Origin of the sequence: Burkholderia sp. B21-005 (assembly GCF_020843965.1) — a bacterium.
Lineage (GTDB): Bacteria > Pseudomonadota > Gammaproteobacteria > Burkholderiales > Burkholderiaceae > Burkholderia > Burkholderia ambifaria.
Window position 1 is genome coordinate 591,856 of the sequence record NZ_CP086301.1, and the last position, 17,749, is coordinate 609,604.

Here is a 17,749-nt window from a genome sequence, read left to right on the forward strand (position 1 = left end):
GTCACACGATGGATATCGACCAGTACATGACGGACCTGGGCCGCCGTGCCCGGCACGCTTCCCGCGCGATGGCGCGCGCCAGCACGGCAGCGAAGAACGCGGCGCTCGACGCCGTGGCCCGCGCGATCGAGCGCGACGCGCAGGCGCTGAAGGATGCGAATGCACGCGACGTCGCCCGTGCTCGCGAAAAGGGTCTCGACGCGGCGTTCATCGATCGCCTGACGTTGTCCGACAACGCGCTGAAGACGATGGTCGAAGGTCTGCGCCAGGTCGCGTCGCTGGCCGATCCGATCGGCGAGATCGGCAACCTCAAGTACCGCCCGAGCGGAATCCAGGTCGGCCAGATGCGCGTGCCGCTCGGCGTGATCGGCATCATCTACGAGTCGCGCCCGAACGTGACGATCGACGCGGCCGCGCTGTGCCTGAAGTCGGGCAACGCGACGATCCTGCGCGGCGGCTCCGAGGCGCTCGAATCGAACGCGGCGCTCGCGAAGCTGATCGGCGAAGGGCTCGAGGCGGCCGGCCTGCCGCAGGATGCGGTGCAGGTCGTCGCGACCGCCGATCGCGCCGCGGTCGGCAAGCTGATCACGATGACCGAATCCGTCGACGTGATCGTGCCGCGCGGCGGCAAGAGCCTGATCGAGCGCCTGATCAACGAGGCACGCGTGCCGATGATCAAGCACCTCGACGGCATCTGCCACGTGTATGTCGACGATCGCGCCGATCTCGCGAAGGCGCTGGCCGTGTGCGACAACGCGAAGACGCACCGCTACGGCACCTGCAACACGATGGAAACGCTGCTCGTGGCGAGCGGCATCGCGGCGACGCTGCTGCCGCCTCTTGGCAAGCTGTATCGCGACAAGCAGGTCGAGCTGCGCGTCGATGCGGCCGCGCGCGCGGTGCTCGCCGAGGCGGGCGTCGGCCCGCTCGTCGACGCGACCGACGAAGACTGGCACACCGAATATCTCGCGCCGGTGCTCGCGATCAAGGTCGTCGACGGCCTCGACGCGGCGATCGAGCACATCAACCACTACGGCTCGCATCACACCGATGCGATCGTCACCGAGGATCACGACCGCGCGATGCGCTTCCTGCGCGAAGTCGATTCGGCCAGCGTGATGGTCAATGCGTCGACGCGCTTCGCGGACGGCTTCGAATTCGGCCTCGGCGCGGAAATCGGCATCTCGAACGACAAGCTCCACGCACGCGGCCCCGTCGGCCTGGAAGGGCTCACGTCGCTGAAGTACGTCGTGCTCGGGCACGGCGAAGGCCGTCAGTAAAGCGAGGCGCACAACCGATGGCAATGCTCTGGGTCAAGACGTTCCATATCGTTCTGATCGCCGCGTGGTTCGCGGGGCTGTTCTACCTGCCGCGCATCTACGTGAACCTGGCCATGGAGACCGATCCGGCCGCGGTGCGGCGCCTGCTGCTGATGGCACGCAAGCTGTTCCGCTTCATGACGATGATCGCGGTGCCGGCGCTGGCATGCGGGCTGTGGCTGTGGCTCGTGATCGGCATCGGCCAGGGGGAGGGCTGGATCCACGCGAAGGTGACGGTGGTGCTGCTGCTCGTCATCTACCACGCGTATTGCGGGCACCTGCTGCGCGTGTTCGAGCGCGGCGAGAACCGCCGCACCGACAAGTGGTATCGCGTGTTCAACGAGCTGCCGGTGCTCGGCATGCTCGCCGCGGTCGCGCTGGCCGTGATCAAGCCGTTCTGAGCCCTTTCGGCGGCTCTTTCGACGAGCATGCGGGCGGTCGATCGATGCACACATGAAAACACGGCGCCCCTCGGGGCGCCGTTTTCACGTGCGCGTCGCGCGCGTCAATCCTTCGTCGGGTCGTCGATCCGGCGGCGCGTGATCGCCTCCTTCGCGCGGCCGACGCGCTCCATCAGTGCGGGCCCGCGCGACAGCGCGACGCCGACCGCGAGGATGTCGCCGATCGCGAGGTGCGACATCCGCGACGTCATCGGCGAGAACACGTCGGTTTCCTCGGCCACGTTCGACGCGAGGCTCACCGTCGCGAGTTTCGCGAGCGGCGAATGGCTCTGCGTGATCGCGACCACCTTCGCGCCGCACGCGAGCGCGGAGCGCGCGGCATCCACGATGTCGCGCGTGCGGCCAGTGTTCGAGATCGCGACGACGACGTCGTGCGGCCCGAGCAGCGCCGATGACATCGAGAACGTGTGCGGGTCCGAATACGCGACGCTCGGCACGCCGAGCCGGAAGAACTTGTGCTGGATGTCCTGCGCGGCGATGCCCGAGCCGCCGGCGCCGTAGAACTCGATGCGCGACGCGTTCGACAGCAGCGCGATCGCGTCGGCGACGCTGCCGGCCGACAGGCTGTTGCGCACCTCGATCAGCGCCCCGATCGTGCGGTCGAACACCTTGCCGATGATGCCGGGCGCGGGTTCGTTGGGCTCGACGTCGCGATACACCGACGACACGCCCGGTGCGACGCTCTGCGCGAGCCGGATCTTGAATTCGCGAAAGCCGCTGCAGCCGAGCGCCTGGCAGAAGCGCGCGATGGTCGGCTGGCTGACGCCCGCGCGGGTCGACAGCTCGGTCATCGCGAGGTCGAGCACCTCGCGCGGCGCGGCGAGGATGTAGTCGGCGAGCTTGCGCTCGGACGGGCGCAGGTCGGCGCGGATCGCTTCAATGCGAGGCAGCATGGGGCGGTGGATGGAAATGGGGTTCGGGTGAGCGAGTGTATCGCAATCGAATTGTAGAAAATCTACATGAAAATGCTAGCTGCATTGCCGGTAATTTCTGCTTCGGTTGGGGCAGTGAATTAGGGTTTTCACTAGGTAAAGCCTTACTGGTGGCGGGAATGTGGGTTGCGTGCCGGTTGATCTGCATTGCGCGCATGTAGTTTTTCTACTAGACTGGCTTCGTTCGTTCGATGCACTCGACCGTCCCCACGATTCCAACCGCCGGTGTCGTCCGGCATACAGGAGCGCCCAGCATGACGTCGCTGCACCCCACTCTGGCGAAAGTCACCGAACGCGTGATCGCCCGCAGCCAATCGACCCGTTCCGCCTATCTGCAGCGCCTCGACGGCGCGCAAGGCAAGTTCCCGGCGCGCGGCGCGCTGTCGTGCGCGAACCTCGCGCACGGCTTCGCGGGTCTCGAAGGCAGCGACAAGTTCCAGATCAAGGCAATCCGCGAGCCGAACATCGGCATCGTGTCCTCGTACAACGAGATGCTGTCCGCGCACGCGCCGTACAAGGATTTCCCCGACATCATCAAGGCCGCCGCGCGCGAGAACGGCGGCGTCGCGCAGTTCGCGGGCGGCGTGCCGGCGATGTGCGACGGCGTCACGCAGGGCAACCCCGGGATGGAGCTGTCGCTGTTCTCGCGCGAGGCGATCGCGATGGGCACGGCGATCGCGCTCACGCACAACATGTTCGACGCGGCGCTCTGCCTCGGCATCTGCGACAAGATCGTGCCGGGCCTCCTGATCGGCGCGCTGCAGTTCGGCCACCTGCCGACCATCTTCGTGCCGGCCGGCCCGATGACGAGCGGCCTGTCGAACGACGACAAGGCGAAGATCCGCCAGCAGTTCGCGACCGGCCAGGTCGGCCGCGACGCGCTGCTCGAAGCCGAATCGGCCGCGTATCACGGCCACGGCACCTGCACGTTCTACGGCACCGCGAACAGCAACCAGATGCTGATGGAGCTGATGGGCCTGCACCTGCCGGGCTCGGCGTTCGTCCATCCGCACACGCCGCTGCGTACCGCGCTGACGGCCGAAGCCGCGCGCCGCGTGCTCGACCTGACGGTCGAGCGCGGCCAGTACACGCCGATCGGCCATGTGATCGACGAGAAGGCGATCGTCAACGGGATCGTCGCGCTGCTCGCGACGGGCGGCTCGACCAACCACACGCTGCACCTCGTCGCGATCGCGCGCGCGGCCGGCGTGCTGATCGACTGGAACGATTTCGACGAGCTGTCGGCCGTCGTGCCGCTGCTCGCGAAGATCTACCCGAACGGCAAGGCGGACGTGAACCATTTCCACGCGGCGGGCGGCGTTGCGTTCCTGGTGCGCAACCTGCTCGAAGGCGGGCTGCTGCACGAAGACGTGACGACGGTCGCGGGCAAGGGCCTGTCGCACTACACGAAGGAGCCGAAGCTGATCGACGGCAAGCTGACGTGGGTCGACGGCACGGCCGAGAGCCACGACACGAAGGTGCTGCGCGGCATTCGCGAGCCGTTCCAGCCGGACGGCGGCCTGCGCCTGATGCAGGGCCGGCTCGGCCGCGGCGTGATCAAGATTTCGGCGGTCGCGCCCGAGCACCGCAAGGTGACGGCACCCGCGATCGTGTTCGATTCGCAGGAAGCCGTGCAGGCGGCATTCGATCGCGGCGAGCTGAAGCGCGATTTCGTCGCGGTCGTGCGCTTCCAGGGCGCCCGCGCGAACGGGATGCCCGAGCTGCACCGTTTGACGCCGCTGCTCGGCGTGCTGCAGGATCAGGGCTTCCACGTCGCGCTCGTCACCGACGGCCGCATGTCCGGCGCATCGGGCAAGGTGCCGGCGGTGATCCACGTGTCGCCGGAAGCGCTGCTGGCCGGCCCGCTCGGCAAGGTGCAGACGGGCGACACGCTCGTGATCGACGCGGAAGCCGGCATCCTCGACATCGAGGTCGACGACGCCGAGTGGCAAGCGCGCGCGGTCGCGCAGCCGCTGCATCAGGCCGACAACGAGACGGGTTTCGGGCGCGAACTGTTCGGCGTGTTCCGCGCGGCGGCCGCGCCGGCCGAGCAGGGCGCATCGGTTTTCGGGACGCTGGTCGGCGAAACGGCCGTCGGCGTCGCTGCATGAATTTCAAGGAGTGTCATCAATGAAGACGATTGGCGAAATCGTGAAGCTGGGCCCGGTGATTCCGGTGCTCGCATTCGACTCGGTCGAGCAGGGTGAACACGTGTCGCGCGCGTTGCACGCGGGCGGCGTCAAGGTGCTCGAGATCACGCTGCGCACGCCGGCGGGCCTGGAGGCGATCCAGCGCGCGAGCCAGCTCGCGGACGACATCGTCGTCGGCGTCGGCACGATCACGAAGCCCGAGCACTGCGCGCAGGCGAAGCGCGCGGGCGCGAAGTTCGGCGTGTCGCCGGGCCTGACGAAGGACCTGCACCTCGCGTCGCTCGACGCGGACCTGCCGCTGCTGCCGGGCGTGATGACACCGAGCGACATCATCCAGGCGCTCGAATTCGGCTACGAGATCGTCAAGTTCTTCCCTGCGCAGCAGGCCGGCGGCGTGCCGATGCTGCAGGCATTCCACGGCCCGTTCCCGGCGCTGAAGTTCTGCCCGACGGGCGGCATCACGGCCGAAAGCGCGCCGAATTTCCTGAAGCTGCCGAACGTCGTGTGCGTCGGCGGCTCGTGGCTCACGCCGAAAGCCGCGCTCGCCGCGCAGGATTGGGCCGAGGTCACGCGCCTCGCGCAAGCCGCGAGCCAGCTCCCCCGTTAATACTTGTATGAAATGATCGTTCGACCCTCGGTAAACGAGCGCTTAGTGCTTGTTTTACCGAGGGTTTTTGCTGATGGAACCGGTTCTATCCGCGGGCCGCAAAGATAAGTAAAATTCAGCGTCCTCACGGGGTGGGTACCCCCCGTGTTTCGGAGACCTGCATAGCCGGGCATACTCGCAACACCTCGCCCGGTTCGAACAAATTCTAGGAGGAGTGCCACATGGGGGCTGTCCAAGGCAGCATGCTGCTCGTATTCACGCTGATCGCGATCGCCGCGCTGATCCTGATGATCGCGCGCTACAAGATCTACCCGTTCCTGGTGCTGATCATCGTTTCGCTGGGCCTCGGTCTCGTCGTCGGCATGCCGATGGACAAGATCGTCAAGTCGTTCGAAACGGGCACCGGCGGCACGCTCGGCCACATCGCGATCGTCGTCGGCCTCGGCACGATGCTCGGCAAGATGATGGCCGAATCGGGCGGCGCCGAACGGATCGCGACCACGCTGATCGACTGGTTCGGTGAAAAGAACATCCACTGGGCGATGATGTTCGTCGCGATCATCGTCGGCCTGCCGGTGTTCTTCGAAGTCGGCTTCGTGCTGCTGATCCCGATCGCGTTCAACGTCGCGAAGCGCACCGGCAAGTCGCTGCTCGTCGTCGGCCTGCCGATGGTGGCCGGCCTGTCCGTCGTGCACGGGCTGATCCCGCCGCACCCGGCCGCGCTGCTGGCCGTTCAGCAATATGGCGCCGATATCGGCAAGACGATCGCATTCGGCCTGATCGTCGGCGTGCCGACCGCCATCATCGCCGGTCCGCTGTTCGCGCTGACGATCTCGAAGTTCGTGAAGCTGCCGGAAAACAATCCGCTCGCGGCGCAGTTCGTCGATACGCACACGGAGGGTCGCAAGCGCGAACTGCCGAGCTTCGGCATCACGCTGTTCACGATCCTGCTGCCCGTCGTGCTGATGCTGGTCGGCAGCTGGGCCGACCTGGTGTTCGCGCCGAAGTCGCTGCCGAACAACCTGCTGCGCTTTGCCGGCAACTCCGACGTCGCGCTGCTGATCGCCGTGCTGGTGAGCTTCTTCACGTTCGGCAAGCTGCAGGGCTTCAACCGCGACCAGATCCAGAAGTTCTGCGGCGAGTGTCTGGCGCCGATCGCCGGCATCACGCTGATCGTCGGTGCGGGCGGCGGCTTCGGCGGCGTCCTGCGCGACAGCGGGATCTCGCAGCAGATCGTCGAGACCGCGAAGCACGCGCATCTGTCGCCGCTGCTGCTCGGCTGGTTCGTCGCGGCGCTGATGCGTCTCGCGACGGGTTCGGCGACGGTCGCGATGACGACGGCCTGCGGCATCGTCGCGCCGATCGCGGCGGCGTCCGGCGCGGCGGTCAGCCCGGAGCTGCTGGTGCTCGCGACGGGCTCGGGCTCGCTGATCTTCTCGCACGTGAACGACGGCGGCTTCTGGCTGATCAAGGAATACTTCGGGATGACGGTTGGTCAGACGTTCAAGACCTGGTCGCTGCTTGAAACCATCATCTCGGTGCTCGGTCTTAGCTTCACGCTGCTGCTGAGCTTGGTTCTGTAACAAGGGGTAGTCAATGATTCTGATCGCAATGGGCGTGTCGGGCGCGGGCAAGTCGCGAATCGGCGAAATGCTGGCGGAACGCCTGTCGTGCAGCTATACCGATGGCGACGCGTTTCACAGCGCGGCGAACAAGGAAAAGATGCATCACGGCATTCCGCTGACCGACGACGACCGCTGGCCGTGGCTGCGCACGATCCGCGCGGCCATCGAGGAAAAGCAGCGCGCCGGCGAGACGGCCGTGTTCACGTGCTCGTCGCTGAAGCGGTCGTACCGCGACGTGCTGCGTGGCACCGACACCGACGTGCGGTTCGTGTATCTGAAGGGTTCGTTCGAGGTATTGCACGAGCGCCTGAAGAGCCGCACCGGCCATTTCTTCGATCCGTCGCTGCTGAAGAGCCAGCTGGACACGCTCGAGGAGCCGGGCCCGGACGAAGCGATCGAGGTCAGCATCGAGTTGACGCCCGAACAGATCGTCAATGAAGTGATGGTGAAGATCGGCTTCGCGCAGCAGCACTGAGCGCGGTTTGCCGCAATCTTCATGAAAAAGGCGCCTTCGGGCGCCTTTTTCGTTAGCGGCGCGCGCCGGTCAGGCTGCGTGCGCGTGCCGCGCGATGCCGTCGAGCAGCACGTCGAGCATCGTGTCATGCACCACGGCCGGATCGAGCCGCGCATAGAGCGGGGCGGCCGATTTGACGAGCGGATGCGCGGTATCGGGCAGCGCATTCATTTCCGCGAGCTCGACATCGTTCGCGGGCCGCGTGAGGCCGCCGGCCTCGGCGGCGGCGAGCCCGATCACGCTCGCATACCAGCCGACGCACACGGCCGGCAGTGCGGTGCGCGCGATGCCGGCGTCGGCCAGCGCGCGATGCACGGCCTCGATGTGCGCGAGATCGGCCGGCCCCGTGCTCATGTGCCGCTGCAGCAGCGCGAACGCGGCGGGGTAACGCAGCGCGAGCGCGCGGTACTGGCGCGCGAGATCGCGCAGCCGCTCGCGCCACGGCAGCGTCTCGTCGACCGGCACGAGCGAGCGCGACAGCGCATTCGCGATCGCGCGGGTCAGGCCGTCCTTCGACTTGAAGTGATACAGCACGCTCATCGGGTCGCAGCCGACCGACTGCGCGAGCTTGCGCACGCTGAATGCGGCTTCGCCGACCTCTTCGAGCAGCGCGAGCGCGGCCGCGACGATCGCGTCCTTGTCGAGGCCGCGCGGGCCTTGGGCGGGTTTGTCTTTCATGGGGGGCGGTTGGGGCGTCCGGCTGTCAACTTGACGAAAGTATATTCTACGCTGTAGAATTATTTCTGCGGTGTAGAAATTGGGTGTCCCGGCACCTTTCAATGCGTGCTTTCGCACAGTCCGGGATCCAGGCAGACACCTGCGTGCCTGCCGTCAACACGGGCCATCGCGCCCTTTCTCTCGTTGACACCCAAGTGGAACCGGCTGCCCCACCCGCGAAGCCTCACGGCCCTTCGACTGGCGGCCCAAGACCATGCAAGTGCAATCATGACTACCTACAACAAACCCCTGATCCAGGGCGAATCGCGTTTCGACCAGACGCAACTGAACATCGAAAAGGACAACTGGAACTGGTGCGAGCCGTCCCGCTACGACGGCGAGCGTCCGGCCAACTGGTACGAGGCGTCGTTGTCGCGCCGTGAAAGCGGCGCGCCGCTCGCGCACGACGCCGTGTGCGACGTGCTGGTGATCGGCTCGGGGCTGCTCGGCGCGTCGGCCGCGCTGCATCTCGCGGAAGCGGGGGTCGACACGATCCTCGTCGACAAGCATCACGTCGGCTCCGCGGCGTCGGGCCGCAACGGCGGCCAGCTCACGCCGGGCCTCGCGCGCTGGGAAGCCGCCGACATGATCGACTACCTGTCGCACGACGACGCGAAGCGGCTGTGGCGCTTCGCGTCGACCGAATCGATGGACCTGATCGATGAAATCGGCGCGCGTTACGCGCTCGACCTCGATCGCAAGAACGGCCACGTGACGGCGGCGGTCCACCCGGGCCACATGAGCGCGCTGCTCGACGGCGCGGACGCCCGCCGCCATCTCGGCGACGCCGGCGTGACGCTCGTCGGCCGCCATCAGCTGCACGACGAATACGTGCGCTCGGGCCTGTATCACGGCGCGGCGATCGACGCGCTCGGCGGCCAGCTTCATCCGCTCGCGCTGGTGCGCGGCCTCGTGCATGGCTTCCAGTTGAACGGCGGTGCGCTGTACGAGGGCACCGAGGTGCTCGAGCTCGACGAAACGCCCGCGGGCGTCGTCGCGACGACGCCGGGCGGCACGATCACCGCGCGTCGCGGCGTCGTGCTCGCGCTGCACAACACGACGTTCCGGCTGCTGGACGACGGTGGCGCGACCACCGTGCCGTTCTTCACGTACGTCAGCGTGACGGCGCCGCTCGACGTCGATGTCGCGACGCTGATGCCGGCCGGCATGCCGGTGTACGACACGCAGTTCCAGATCGACTACTACCGGCCGGTGCGCGGCAACCGCCTGCTGTTCGGCGGGCAGGGCACCGGCTCGTGCTGGGCGCAGCAGGACGTCAACGCGTATCTGCTGACGCGGCTGAACACGGTGTTTCCGCAGCACGACGGCCGCTTCGCGCTCGACTACTGCTGGAGCGGCGTCAGCGACTTCACGCTGAACGGCGCGACCGACAGCCGCAAGACCGACGGCCGCGTGCCGATGTACATGGTGCAGGGCTGGAGTGGGCACGGCGTCGCGCAGACGGTGCGGATCGGCAAGGCGATTTGCGACGATTTCGTCGGCCGCAATGACGATTTTTCGATGCTGACCGGCATCGACCATCGCGAGATTCCGCTCGGCCGGCAGCTGTCGCCGATCGCGATTCCAGCCGCGAAGGCGGCGATGAGCGTGATGAGCGCGCTGAATCCGGGGCGGATGATCTCGTTCTGAGGTTCCGGTTTTCCGACGCCTGGCCGCGCGCCGGCCACCAAGAAAAAAGCCCGATGCGAACTTGCTCGCATCGGGCTTTTTTTCCGTCCGGCGACGGCGGCGCTTACGCGATCCGCTTCGCGAGGTCGACGGCCTTGCCGATGTACGACGCAGGCGTCATCGCGAGCAGGCGATCCTTCGCGTCCTGCGGGATCGCCAGCGTGCCGACGAATTCCTGCAGCGCTTCGCGCGTGATGCCCTTGCCGCGCGTCAGTTCCTTCAGCTGCTCGTACGGGTTCTCGATGCCGTAGCGGCGCATCACCGTCTGCACCGGCTCCGCGAGCACTTCCCAGCAGTTGTCGAGGTCTTCGTTCAGGCGCTGCGGGTTCACTTCGAGCTTGTCGAGGCCGCGGATCAGCGAGTCGTACGCGAGCAGCGAGTAGCCGAGCGCGACGCCCATGTTGCGCAGCACCGTCGAGTCGGTCAGGTCACGCTGCCAGCGCGACACCGGCAGCTTGTCGGCGAGGTGGCGCAGCGTCGCGTTCGCGAGGCCGAGGTTGCCTTCCGAGTTCTCGAAATCGATCGGGTTGACCTTGTGCGGCATCGTCGACGAGCCGATCTCGCCGGCCTTCGTCTTCTGCTTGAAGTAGCCGACCGAGATGTAGCCCCACACGTCGCGGTCGAGGTCGAGCAGGATCGTGTTCGCACGAGCGACCGCGTCGAACAGCTCGGCCATGTAGTCGTGCGGCTCGATCTGGATCGTGTACGGGTTGAACGTCAGCTTCAGGCGGTTCTCGATCACGTCGCGCGAGAACGCTTCCCAGTCGAATTCCGGATACGCGGACAGGTGCGCGTTGAAGTTGCCGACCGCGCCGTTCATCTTGCCGAGAATTTCGACCTTCTCGATGCGCGTGATCGCGCGGGCGAGGCGCGCGGCGACGTTCGCGAGTTCCTTGCCGAGCGTCGTCGGGCTGGCCGGCTGGCCGTGCGTGCGCGACAGCATCGGCTGCTCGGCGTGGGCGTGCGACAGCGCGACGAGGCGCTGGTGGACCGTGCGCAGCGCCGGCAGAATCACGTGCTCGCGTGCGCCGGCGAGCATCATCCCGTGCGACGTGTTGTTGATGTCTTCGGACGTGCACGCGAAGTGGATGAATTCGCTGGCCTTTTCGAGCTCGGCCTGGCCCTTGACCGATTCCTTCAGCCAGTATTCGACGGCTTTCACGTCGTGGTTCGTCACGCGCTCGATTTCCTTGATGCGCGCGGCGTCGTGCGCGGTGAAGCGCTCGGCGAGCTGCAGCAGGAATTGTTCGGAGGCGTCGGAGAAGCGCGGGACTTCCGCGAAGCCGGCGCGCGACAGCGCGATCAGCCAGTGCACCTCGACGGTGACGCGGTGGCGCATGAAGGCGGCTTCGGAGAGCCAGTCGCGCAGCGCTTCGGTCTTGCTGGCGTAGCGGCCGTCGATGGGCGAGAGCGCGGTGAGGGCGAAAAGCGTATCGGGACGAGTGTCGGACATGATCGGGCGGGCCTTGGAGCCGGGGCGAACGAGGGGGAGGAGAATCCGCCATTTTACCATTGGCGCGGGTCGATCCCGGCCGAACCGGTCCGGCCACCCCTGCCACGGGCGATCGGCGCGCACCCGGCGCCCGGGCGACGCGCCGCGGCCTGCCGGCGGGCGCCCGCGCCGGTTCGCCGGGCCGCCCGCCGCACCGCCGGCCGGACCCGCCCGCCGGACCCGCCCGCCGGTAGAATGCAGGCTTCTTCCCGACCGCCGCCCGCCGCGCCCCGCCTGCATGGAACTGAAATGGCTCGAAGACTTCGTCTCGCTCGCGGAAACGCGCAGCTTTAGCCGGTCCGCCGAACTGCGGCACGTGTCGCAGCCCGCGTTCTCGCGGCGCATCCAGGCGCTGGAAGCATGGGTCTCGACCGAACTGATCGATCGTTCGGTCTATCCGACGCGGCTCACGCAGGCCGGCCAGATCTTCTACGAGCAGGCGCTGACGATGCTGTCGCAGGCGCACGAGGCGCGCACGCTGCTGCGCGGCCACGTCGGCGCGCCGGTGCCGACGATCGAGTTCGCGGTGCCGCACACGCTGTCGCTCACGTATTTTCCGCGCTGGCTGCAGCGGATCGAGGCGAAGATGGGGCAAGTCCACACGCGGCTGCGCGCGCTGAACGTGCACGATGCCGTGCTGTCGCTCGTCGAGGGCGGCTGCGATCTCGTGATGGGCTACCACCACCCGAGCCACCCGGTCGCGCTCGACCCGGCGCGCTACGACATGCTGGTCCTCGGCAGCGAGCCGATCAGCCCGTTCTCGGCGCCGGGTCGCGCCGGCCGGCCGCGCTACACGCTGCCGGGCACGGCCGAGGCGCGCGTGCCGTACCTGTCGTATACGCCGAACGCGTATCTCGGCCGGATGACCGAAGTCATCGTTGCGAACGCACCGACGCGGCTGTTCCTCGATCGCGTCTACGAAACCGACATGGCCGAAGGGCTGAAGGCGATGGCGCTCGCGGGCCACGGGGTCGCGTTCCTGCCGCACAGCGCGGTCGAGGACGCGGTGGCCGGCGCCCGCCTGATCCGGCTCGACCGTTCCGCGCGCGGCGGCACGCATCCGTTCACGCTGACGATGGAGATTCGCCTGTATTGCGACAAGCTCGCGCTGCAGGGCGACGATCCGCGCCAGAAACTCGTGCGCGGGCTGTGGGAAGTCGTGCGCGACGAATTGCGCGACACGGCCGAATGATGGGACCGAGCACGGCCGCGCGCGGCTGACGACAAGCTTGCCGCGCCTGTCGGACGGCTGTCCGGCGCGCATCCGGCGTATTCACCAACGATTTTCGCGCAACGCGATGCACGACCGATCGCGGACGTTCTTGCGCAAATCGACCGCGGATTTGCGAAAAATCCCGATCATGCAAGAAACGCATAATCGAATAAGCAAACGGCATTGGATAAAAAAAATGGGTTTTTCGACAATGTGCGCAATCCGTTGAACGTTGGAGCATCCATGTCTTCGCAACTGCAGTCCATCCCGTCCTACCTGCACGCCGACGATCTCGGCCCGTGGGGCAACTACCTTCAGCAGGTCGATCGCGTCGCACCGTACCTCGGTTCGCTGTCGCGCTGGCTTGAAACGCTGAAGCGTCCGAAGCGCATCCTGATCGTCGACTGCCCCATCGAGCTCGACAACGGCACCGTCGCGCACTTCGAAGGCTATCGCGTGCAGCACAACGTGTCGCGCGGTCCGGGCAAGGGCGGCGTGCGTTACCACCAGGACGTGACGCTGTCGGAAGTGATGGCGCTGTCCGCATGGATGTCGGTGAAGAACGCGGCCGTGAACGTGCCGTACGGCGGCGCGAAGGGCGGCATCCGCGTCGACCCGCGCAAGCTCTCGCGCGGTGAGCTCGAGCGCGTGACGCGTCGCTACACCAGCGAAATCGGCATCATCATCGGACCGAACACCGACATTCCGGCGCCGGACGTCAACACCAACGAACAGGTGATGGCGTGGATGATGGACACGTACTCGATGAACCAGGGCCAGACGTCGACCGGCGTCGTGACCGGCAAGCCGATCGCGCTTGGCGGTTCGCTCGGCCGCAAGGAAGCGACGGGCCGCGGCGTGTTCGTCGTCGGCTGCGAAGCGGCGAAGAAGAAGGGCCTGGAAATCGAAGGCGCGCGCATCGCGGTGCAGGGCTTCGGCAACGTCGGCGGCATCGCGGCGAAGCTGTTCCAGGAAGCGGGTGCGAAGGTGATCGTGGTGCAGGATCACACGGGCACGATCTACCGACCGGCCGGCCTGGATTCGAACAAGCTGCTCGACCACGTGGCACGCACGGGCGGCGTCGCGGGCTTCGAAGGCGCCGAGCCGATGCCGAACGACGAGTTCTGGACGGTCGAGACCGACATCCTGATCCCGGCGGCACTGGAAAACCAGATCACCGAGAAGAACGCATCGAAGATCCGCACGAAGATCATCGTCGAAGGCGCGAACGGCCCGACGACGACGGCGGCCGACGACATCCTGAGCGCGAACGGCGTGCTCGTGATCCCGGACGTGATCGCGAACGCGGGCGGCGTGACCGTGTCGTACTTCGAGTGGGTGCAGGACTTCTCGAGCTTCTTCTGGACGGAAGACGAGATCAACCACCGTCTCGAGCGCGTGATGCGCGAAGCGTTCGCCGGCGTGTGGGCGGTTTCGGAAGAGCACAAGGTGTCGGTGCGTACGGCGGCGTTCATCGTCGCGTGCAAGCGCATCCTGATGGCGCGCGAAATGCGCGGCCTGTACCCCTGATCGGGTGTCGCCGATCGGTCATTGCCGATCGGCGCTCGGTTGACTACGATCAAAGCATGACGCAATCCACCGGTTGCGTGCATGATCCCTCGCGGGCGGTGCCGAATCCGGCACCGCCCGCGCGTGCATTCATGCGTCACAAGTGCGCCCGAAGCCGGGAGGAAGGCTTCGCACAGGGCGATTCGTAGTGCGGTAAACAACCAGTTCTTTCAAAAATATTACTTTGATACACTGGCGCGGGTTTTAGCAAAGGAGATGACCAAAATGAAATACCAGAAGGCAGTCCTGATGGTCGCGGCGCTCTGCGCGTTCGCGAGCGGCGCGCATGCACAGGAGACCGGCACGCTGAAGAAGATCAAGGACACGGGCGTGATCGCGCTGGGGCACCGCGAATCGTCGATCCCGTTCTCCTACTATGACCAGAACCAGCAGGTCGTCGGCTATTCGCGCGAATTCCAGATGAAGGTCGTGGACGCGGTGAAGAAGAAGCTGAGCCTGGCGAATCTGCAGGTCAAGAACATCCCGGTCACGTCGCAGAACCGCATCCCGCTCGTGCAGAACGGCACGGTCGACATCGAGTGCGGCTCGACGACCAACAACACCGAGCGTCAGCAGCAAGCCGCGTTCTCCGACACGATCTTCGTGATCGGCACGCGCCTGATGACGAAGAAGGATTCGGGCGTCAAGGACTTCGCCGACCTGAAGGGCAAGACGGTCGTGACCACCGCCGGCACGACGTCCGAGCGCCTGCTGCGCAAGATGAACAACGACAAGCAGCTGGGCATGAACATCATCAGCGCGAAGGACCACGGCGACTCGTTCAACACGCTCGAGTCGGGCCGCGCGGTCGCGTTCATGATGGACGACGCACTGCTCGCGGGCGAGCGCGCGAAGGCGAAGCAGCCGGGCGAGTGGGTGATCGTCGGCACGCCGCAATCGGAAGAGGCTTACGGCTGCATGATGCGCAAGGGCGACACGGACTTCAAGAAGGTTGTCGACGACGCGATCTCGCAAGTCGAGAAGTCGGGCGAAGCCGCGAAGATCTACGCGAAGTGGTTCGAGAGCCCGATTCCGCCGAAGGGGCTGAACCTGAACTTCCCGCTGTCCGATTCGATGAAGAAGCTGTACGCGAACCCGAACGACAAGGCGCTCGACTGACCACACGGACGTTGACGCAGTAATGACGCTACTGAAACGGAAGAGGCCACGCTTCTTCCGTTTCTTTTTGCTGGAGTCTTGCCCATGTCTTACCACTGGAACTGGGGCATCTTCCTGAGCCCCGTATCGACCGGCGAGCCGACGACTTATTTCGGATGGCTGATGTCCGGCTTCTGGGTGACGATCGAAGTGTCGCTCGTCGCCTGGGTCATCGCGCTGATCGTCGGTTCGATGTTCGGCGTGCTGCGCACGGTGCCGAACAAATGGCTGTCCGCAATCGGCACCGTCTATGTGTCGATCTTCCGGAACATCCCGCTGATCGTGCAGTTCTTCGTCTGGTACCTCGTCGTGCCCGAACTGCTGCCCGCGTCGGTCGGCACCTGGATCAAGCAACTGCCGCCGACCACGCAGTTCTTCACCGCGTCGATCGTCTGTCTTGGCCTGTTCACCGGCGCGCGCGTGTGCGAACAGGTGCGCTCGGGGATCAACGCGCTGCCGACGGGCCAGCGCGCCGCCGGCCTCGCGATGGGCTTCACGCAATGGCAGACGTACCGCTACGTGCTGCTGCCGGTGGCCTACCGGATCATCGTGCCGCCGCTCACGTCCGAGTTCCTGAACATCTTCAAGAACTCCGCCGTCGCGTCGACGATCGGCCTGCTCGATCTGTCCGCGCAGGCGCGCCAGCTCGTCGACTACACCGCGCAGACCTACGAGTCGTTCATCGCGGTGACGCTCGCGTACGTGGTCATCAACCTCGTCGTGATGTCGTTCATGCGCTGGATCGAAGGCCGTACGCGGCTGCCCGGCTACATCGGAGGCAAGTGATGCATCAGTTCGACTGGAGTAGTATTCCCGGCGCGATGCCGACGCTGTGGTCCGGCGCGATCGTCACGTTCAAGATCACGCTGATCGCAATCGTCGTCGGCATCGTCTGGGGCACGCTGCTGGCGCTGATGAGGCTGTCCGGCGTGAAGCCGCTCGCGTGGTTCGCGAAAGCGTACGTGACCGTGTTCCGCTCGATCCCGCTCGTGATGGTGCTGCTGTGGTTCTTCCTGATCGTGCCGCAGGTGCTGCAGGGCGTGCTCGGGTTGTCGCCGACGATCGACATCCGGCTTGCGTCGGCGATGGTCGCGTTCTCGCTGTTCGAAGCCGCGTATTATTCCGAGATCATCCGTGCCGGCATCCAGGCGGTGCCGCGCGGGCAGATGAACGCCGCGTTCGCGCTCGGCATGAACTACGCGCACGCCATGCGCCTCGTGATCCTCCCGCAGGCGTTCCGCGCGATGGTGCCGCTGCTGCTCACGCAGGCGATCGTCCTGTTCCAGGATACGTCGCTCGTGTACGTGATCAGTCTCGCGGACTTCTTCCGCACGGCCGCCAACATCGGCGATCGCGACGGCACGACCGTCGAGATGGTCCTGTTCGCGGGTGCATGCTATTTCGTGATTTGCTCGGTGGCGTCTGCCCTCGTCAAAGGTCTCCAGAAAAAGGTCACAAGATGATTTCCATCAAGAACGTTTCGAAGTGGTACGGCCAGTTTCAGGTCCTCACCGATTGCACGACCGAGGTGAAGAAAGGCGAGGTGGTCGTCGTGTGCGGTCCGTCGGGCTCGGGCAAGTCGACGCTGATCAAGACCGTCAACGGCCTCGAGCCGTTTCAGCAGGGCGAGATCCTCGTGAACGGCCAGTCGGTCGGCGACCGGAAGACGAACCTGTCGAAGCTGCGCTCGAAGGTCGGGATGGTGTTCCAGCATTTCGAGCTGTTCCCGCACCTGTCGATCACCGAGAACCTGACGCTCGCGCAGATCAAGGTGCTCGGCCGCGGCAAGGACGAAGCGAACGAGAAGGGCATGAAGCTGCTCGATCGCGTCGGCCTGAAGGCGCATGCGCACAAGTTTCCGGGGCAACTGTCGGGCGGCCAGCAGCAGCGGGTCGCGATCGCGCGTGCGCTGTCGATGGACCCGATCGCGATGCTGTTCGACGAGCCGACGTCCGCGCTCGATCCGGAGATGATCAACGAAGTGCTCGACGTGATGGTCGAGCTCGCGCAGGAAGGGATGACGATGATGGTCGTCACGCACGAAATGGGCTTCGCGAAGAAGGTCGCCCATCGCGTGATCTTCATGGACAAGGGCGCGATCGTCGAGGACGACCGCAAGGACGATTTCTTCTCGAATCCGAGGTCGGATCGCGCGAAGGACTTCCTCGCGAAAATCCTGCACTGAGCGTTCGTGCATCGCGCGCTTCGTGTGCGCGAATGCGGAAACCGCCCGGCCGAACGCCGGGCGGTTTTTTTTTCGCCGGCCGCCCGTCGCCCGTCGCCCGTCGCCCGCGGCCGCCGGA

Annotated in this window: 16 protein-coding genes; 13 read left to right on the plus strand and 3 right to left on the minus strand. The window is 66.0% G+C overall.

Translation table 11 applies throughout. From position 1 onward, the window contains the following. Nucleotides 1-8: 8 nt before the first annotated feature. Nucleotides 9-1,280, plus strand: a complete 1,272-nt coding sequence (locus tag LMA02_RS02800; RefSeq protein ID WP_228906858.1) for a glutamate-5-semialdehyde dehydrogenase — start codon at nt 9-11, stop codon at nt 1,278-1,280. A 17-nt stretch (nt 1,281-1,297) separates the two neighbouring features. Next, nucleotides 1,298-1,720 carry a CopD family protein gene (locus LMA02_RS02805; protein ID WP_228906860.1) on the plus strand — a complete coding sequence of 141 codons (423 nt, stop codon included), beginning with the start codon at nt 1,298-1,300 and terminating at the stop codon, nt 1,718-1,720. 104 nt (nt 1,721-1,824) lie between these two features. On the opposite strand, the gene LMA02_RS02810 is transcribed toward LMA02_RS02805, so the two are convergent. Further along, a complete protein-coding gene (locus tag LMA02_RS02810; protein WP_228906861.1) occupies nt 1,825-2,673 on the minus strand; it encodes a MurR/RpiR family transcriptional regulator in 849 nt (282 codons plus the stop codon). A 293-nt stretch (nt 2,674-2,966) separates the two neighbouring features. Here LMA02_RS02810 and edd point away from each other — a divergent pair, with 293 nt between their 5' ends. From edd to LMA02_RS02830, 4 genes are all read left to right on the plus strand, one after another. Continuing rightward, complete coding sequence (gene edd, locus LMA02_RS02815) at nt 2,967-4,823, plus strand: phosphogluconate dehydratase (RefSeq protein ID WP_228906862.1); 1,857 nt, start codon at nt 2,967-2,969, stop codon at nt 4,821-4,823. 19 nt (nt 4,824-4,842) lie between these two features. After that, a complete protein-coding gene (gene eda / locus LMA02_RS02820; protein ID WP_175725931.1) occupies nt 4,843-5,469 on the plus strand; it encodes a bifunctional 4-hydroxy-2-oxoglutarate aldolase/2-dehydro-3-deoxy-phosphogluconate aldolase in 627 nt (208 codons plus the stop codon). A 221-nt stretch (nt 5,470-5,690) separates the two neighbouring features. Continuing rightward, a complete protein-coding gene (locus tag LMA02_RS02825; protein ID WP_165750870.1) occupies nt 5,691-7,052 on the plus strand; it encodes a GntP family permease in 1,362 nt (453 codons plus the stop codon). A 13-nt stretch (nt 7,053-7,065) separates the two neighbouring features. Continuing rightward, nucleotides 7,066-7,569 (plus strand): gluconokinase, encoded by a 504-nt coding sequence (locus tag LMA02_RS02830; RefSeq protein ID WP_175674870.1) that lies wholly within the window; start codon nt 7,066-7,068, stop codon nt 7,567-7,569. Between the two features lie 69 nt (nt 7,570-7,638). Here the strand turns inward: LMA02_RS02830 and LMA02_RS02835 are convergent, their stop codons facing one another. Continuing rightward, on the minus strand, nt 7,639-8,286 hold the full coding sequence (locus tag LMA02_RS02835) for a TetR/AcrR family transcriptional regulator (protein ID WP_228906863.1): 648 nt from the start codon (nt 8,284-8,286) through the stop codon (nt 7,639-7,641). A gap of 267 nt (nt 8,287-8,553) precedes the next feature. On the opposite strand from LMA02_RS02835, the gene LMA02_RS02840 reads away from it, so the two are divergent. Continuing rightward, nucleotides 8,554-9,975, plus strand: coding sequence for an NAD(P)/FAD-dependent oxidoreductase (locus LMA02_RS02840; protein ID WP_228906864.1), 1,422 nt, complete (start codon nt 8,554-8,556; stop codon nt 9,973-9,975). 103 nt (nt 9,976-10,078) lie between these two features. Here LMA02_RS02840 and purB read toward each other — a convergent pair whose 3' ends face one another. Beyond that, entirely contained in the window at nt 10,079-11,467 is a 1,389-nt protein-coding gene (purB, locus tag LMA02_RS02845; RefSeq protein ID WP_228906865.1) for an adenylosuccinate lyase, read from the minus strand. Between the two features lie 277 nt (nt 11,468-11,744). Between purB and LMA02_RS02850 the strand changes: the two genes are divergently transcribed. The 6 genes from LMA02_RS02850 (at nt 11,745) to LMA02_RS02875 (ending at nt 17,631) form a co-directional block, all read left to right on the plus strand. Next, on the plus strand, nt 11,745-12,698 hold the full coding sequence (locus tag LMA02_RS02850; RefSeq protein WP_228906866.1) for a LysR substrate-binding domain-containing protein: 954 nt from the start codon (nt 11,745-11,747) through the stop codon (nt 12,696-12,698). A gap of 264 nt (nt 12,699-12,962) precedes the next feature. Beyond that, nucleotides 12,963-14,249: a Glu/Leu/Phe/Val family dehydrogenase gene (locus LMA02_RS02855; RefSeq protein WP_228906867.1), complete on the plus strand. Its 1,287-nt coding sequence runs from the start codon at nt 12,963-12,965 to the stop codon at nt 14,247-14,249. Between the two features lie 264 nt (nt 14,250-14,513). Next, nucleotides 14,514-15,407: a glutamate/aspartate ABC transporter substrate-binding protein gene (locus LMA02_RS02860; RefSeq protein ID WP_228906868.1), complete on the plus strand. Its 894-nt coding sequence runs from the start codon at nt 14,514-14,516 to the stop codon at nt 15,405-15,407. Nucleotides 15,408-15,491: 84 nt separating this feature from the next. Beyond that, nucleotides 15,492-16,232 (plus strand): amino acid ABC transporter permease, encoded by a 741-nt coding sequence (locus LMA02_RS02865; protein WP_228906869.1) that lies wholly within the window; start codon nt 15,492-15,494, stop codon nt 16,230-16,232. Then, the gene (gene gltK, locus LMA02_RS02870) at nt 16,232-16,909 is read left to right on the plus strand and encodes a glutamate/aspartate ABC transporter permease GltK (RefSeq protein WP_006755149.1); all 678 of its coding nucleotides are present in this window, start codon (nt 16,232-16,234) and stop codon (nt 16,907-16,909) included. Before LMA02_RS02865 ends, gltK begins: the two co-directional genes overlap by 1 nt. Then, nucleotides 16,906-17,631, plus strand: a complete 726-nt coding sequence (locus LMA02_RS02875; RefSeq protein ID WP_006761144.1) for an amino acid ABC transporter ATP-binding protein — start codon at nt 16,906-16,908, stop codon at nt 17,629-17,631. The genes gltK and LMA02_RS02875 overlap by 4 nt, the downstream gene beginning before the upstream one ends. The last annotated feature ends 118 nt before the right edge of the window (nt 17,632-17,749 follow it).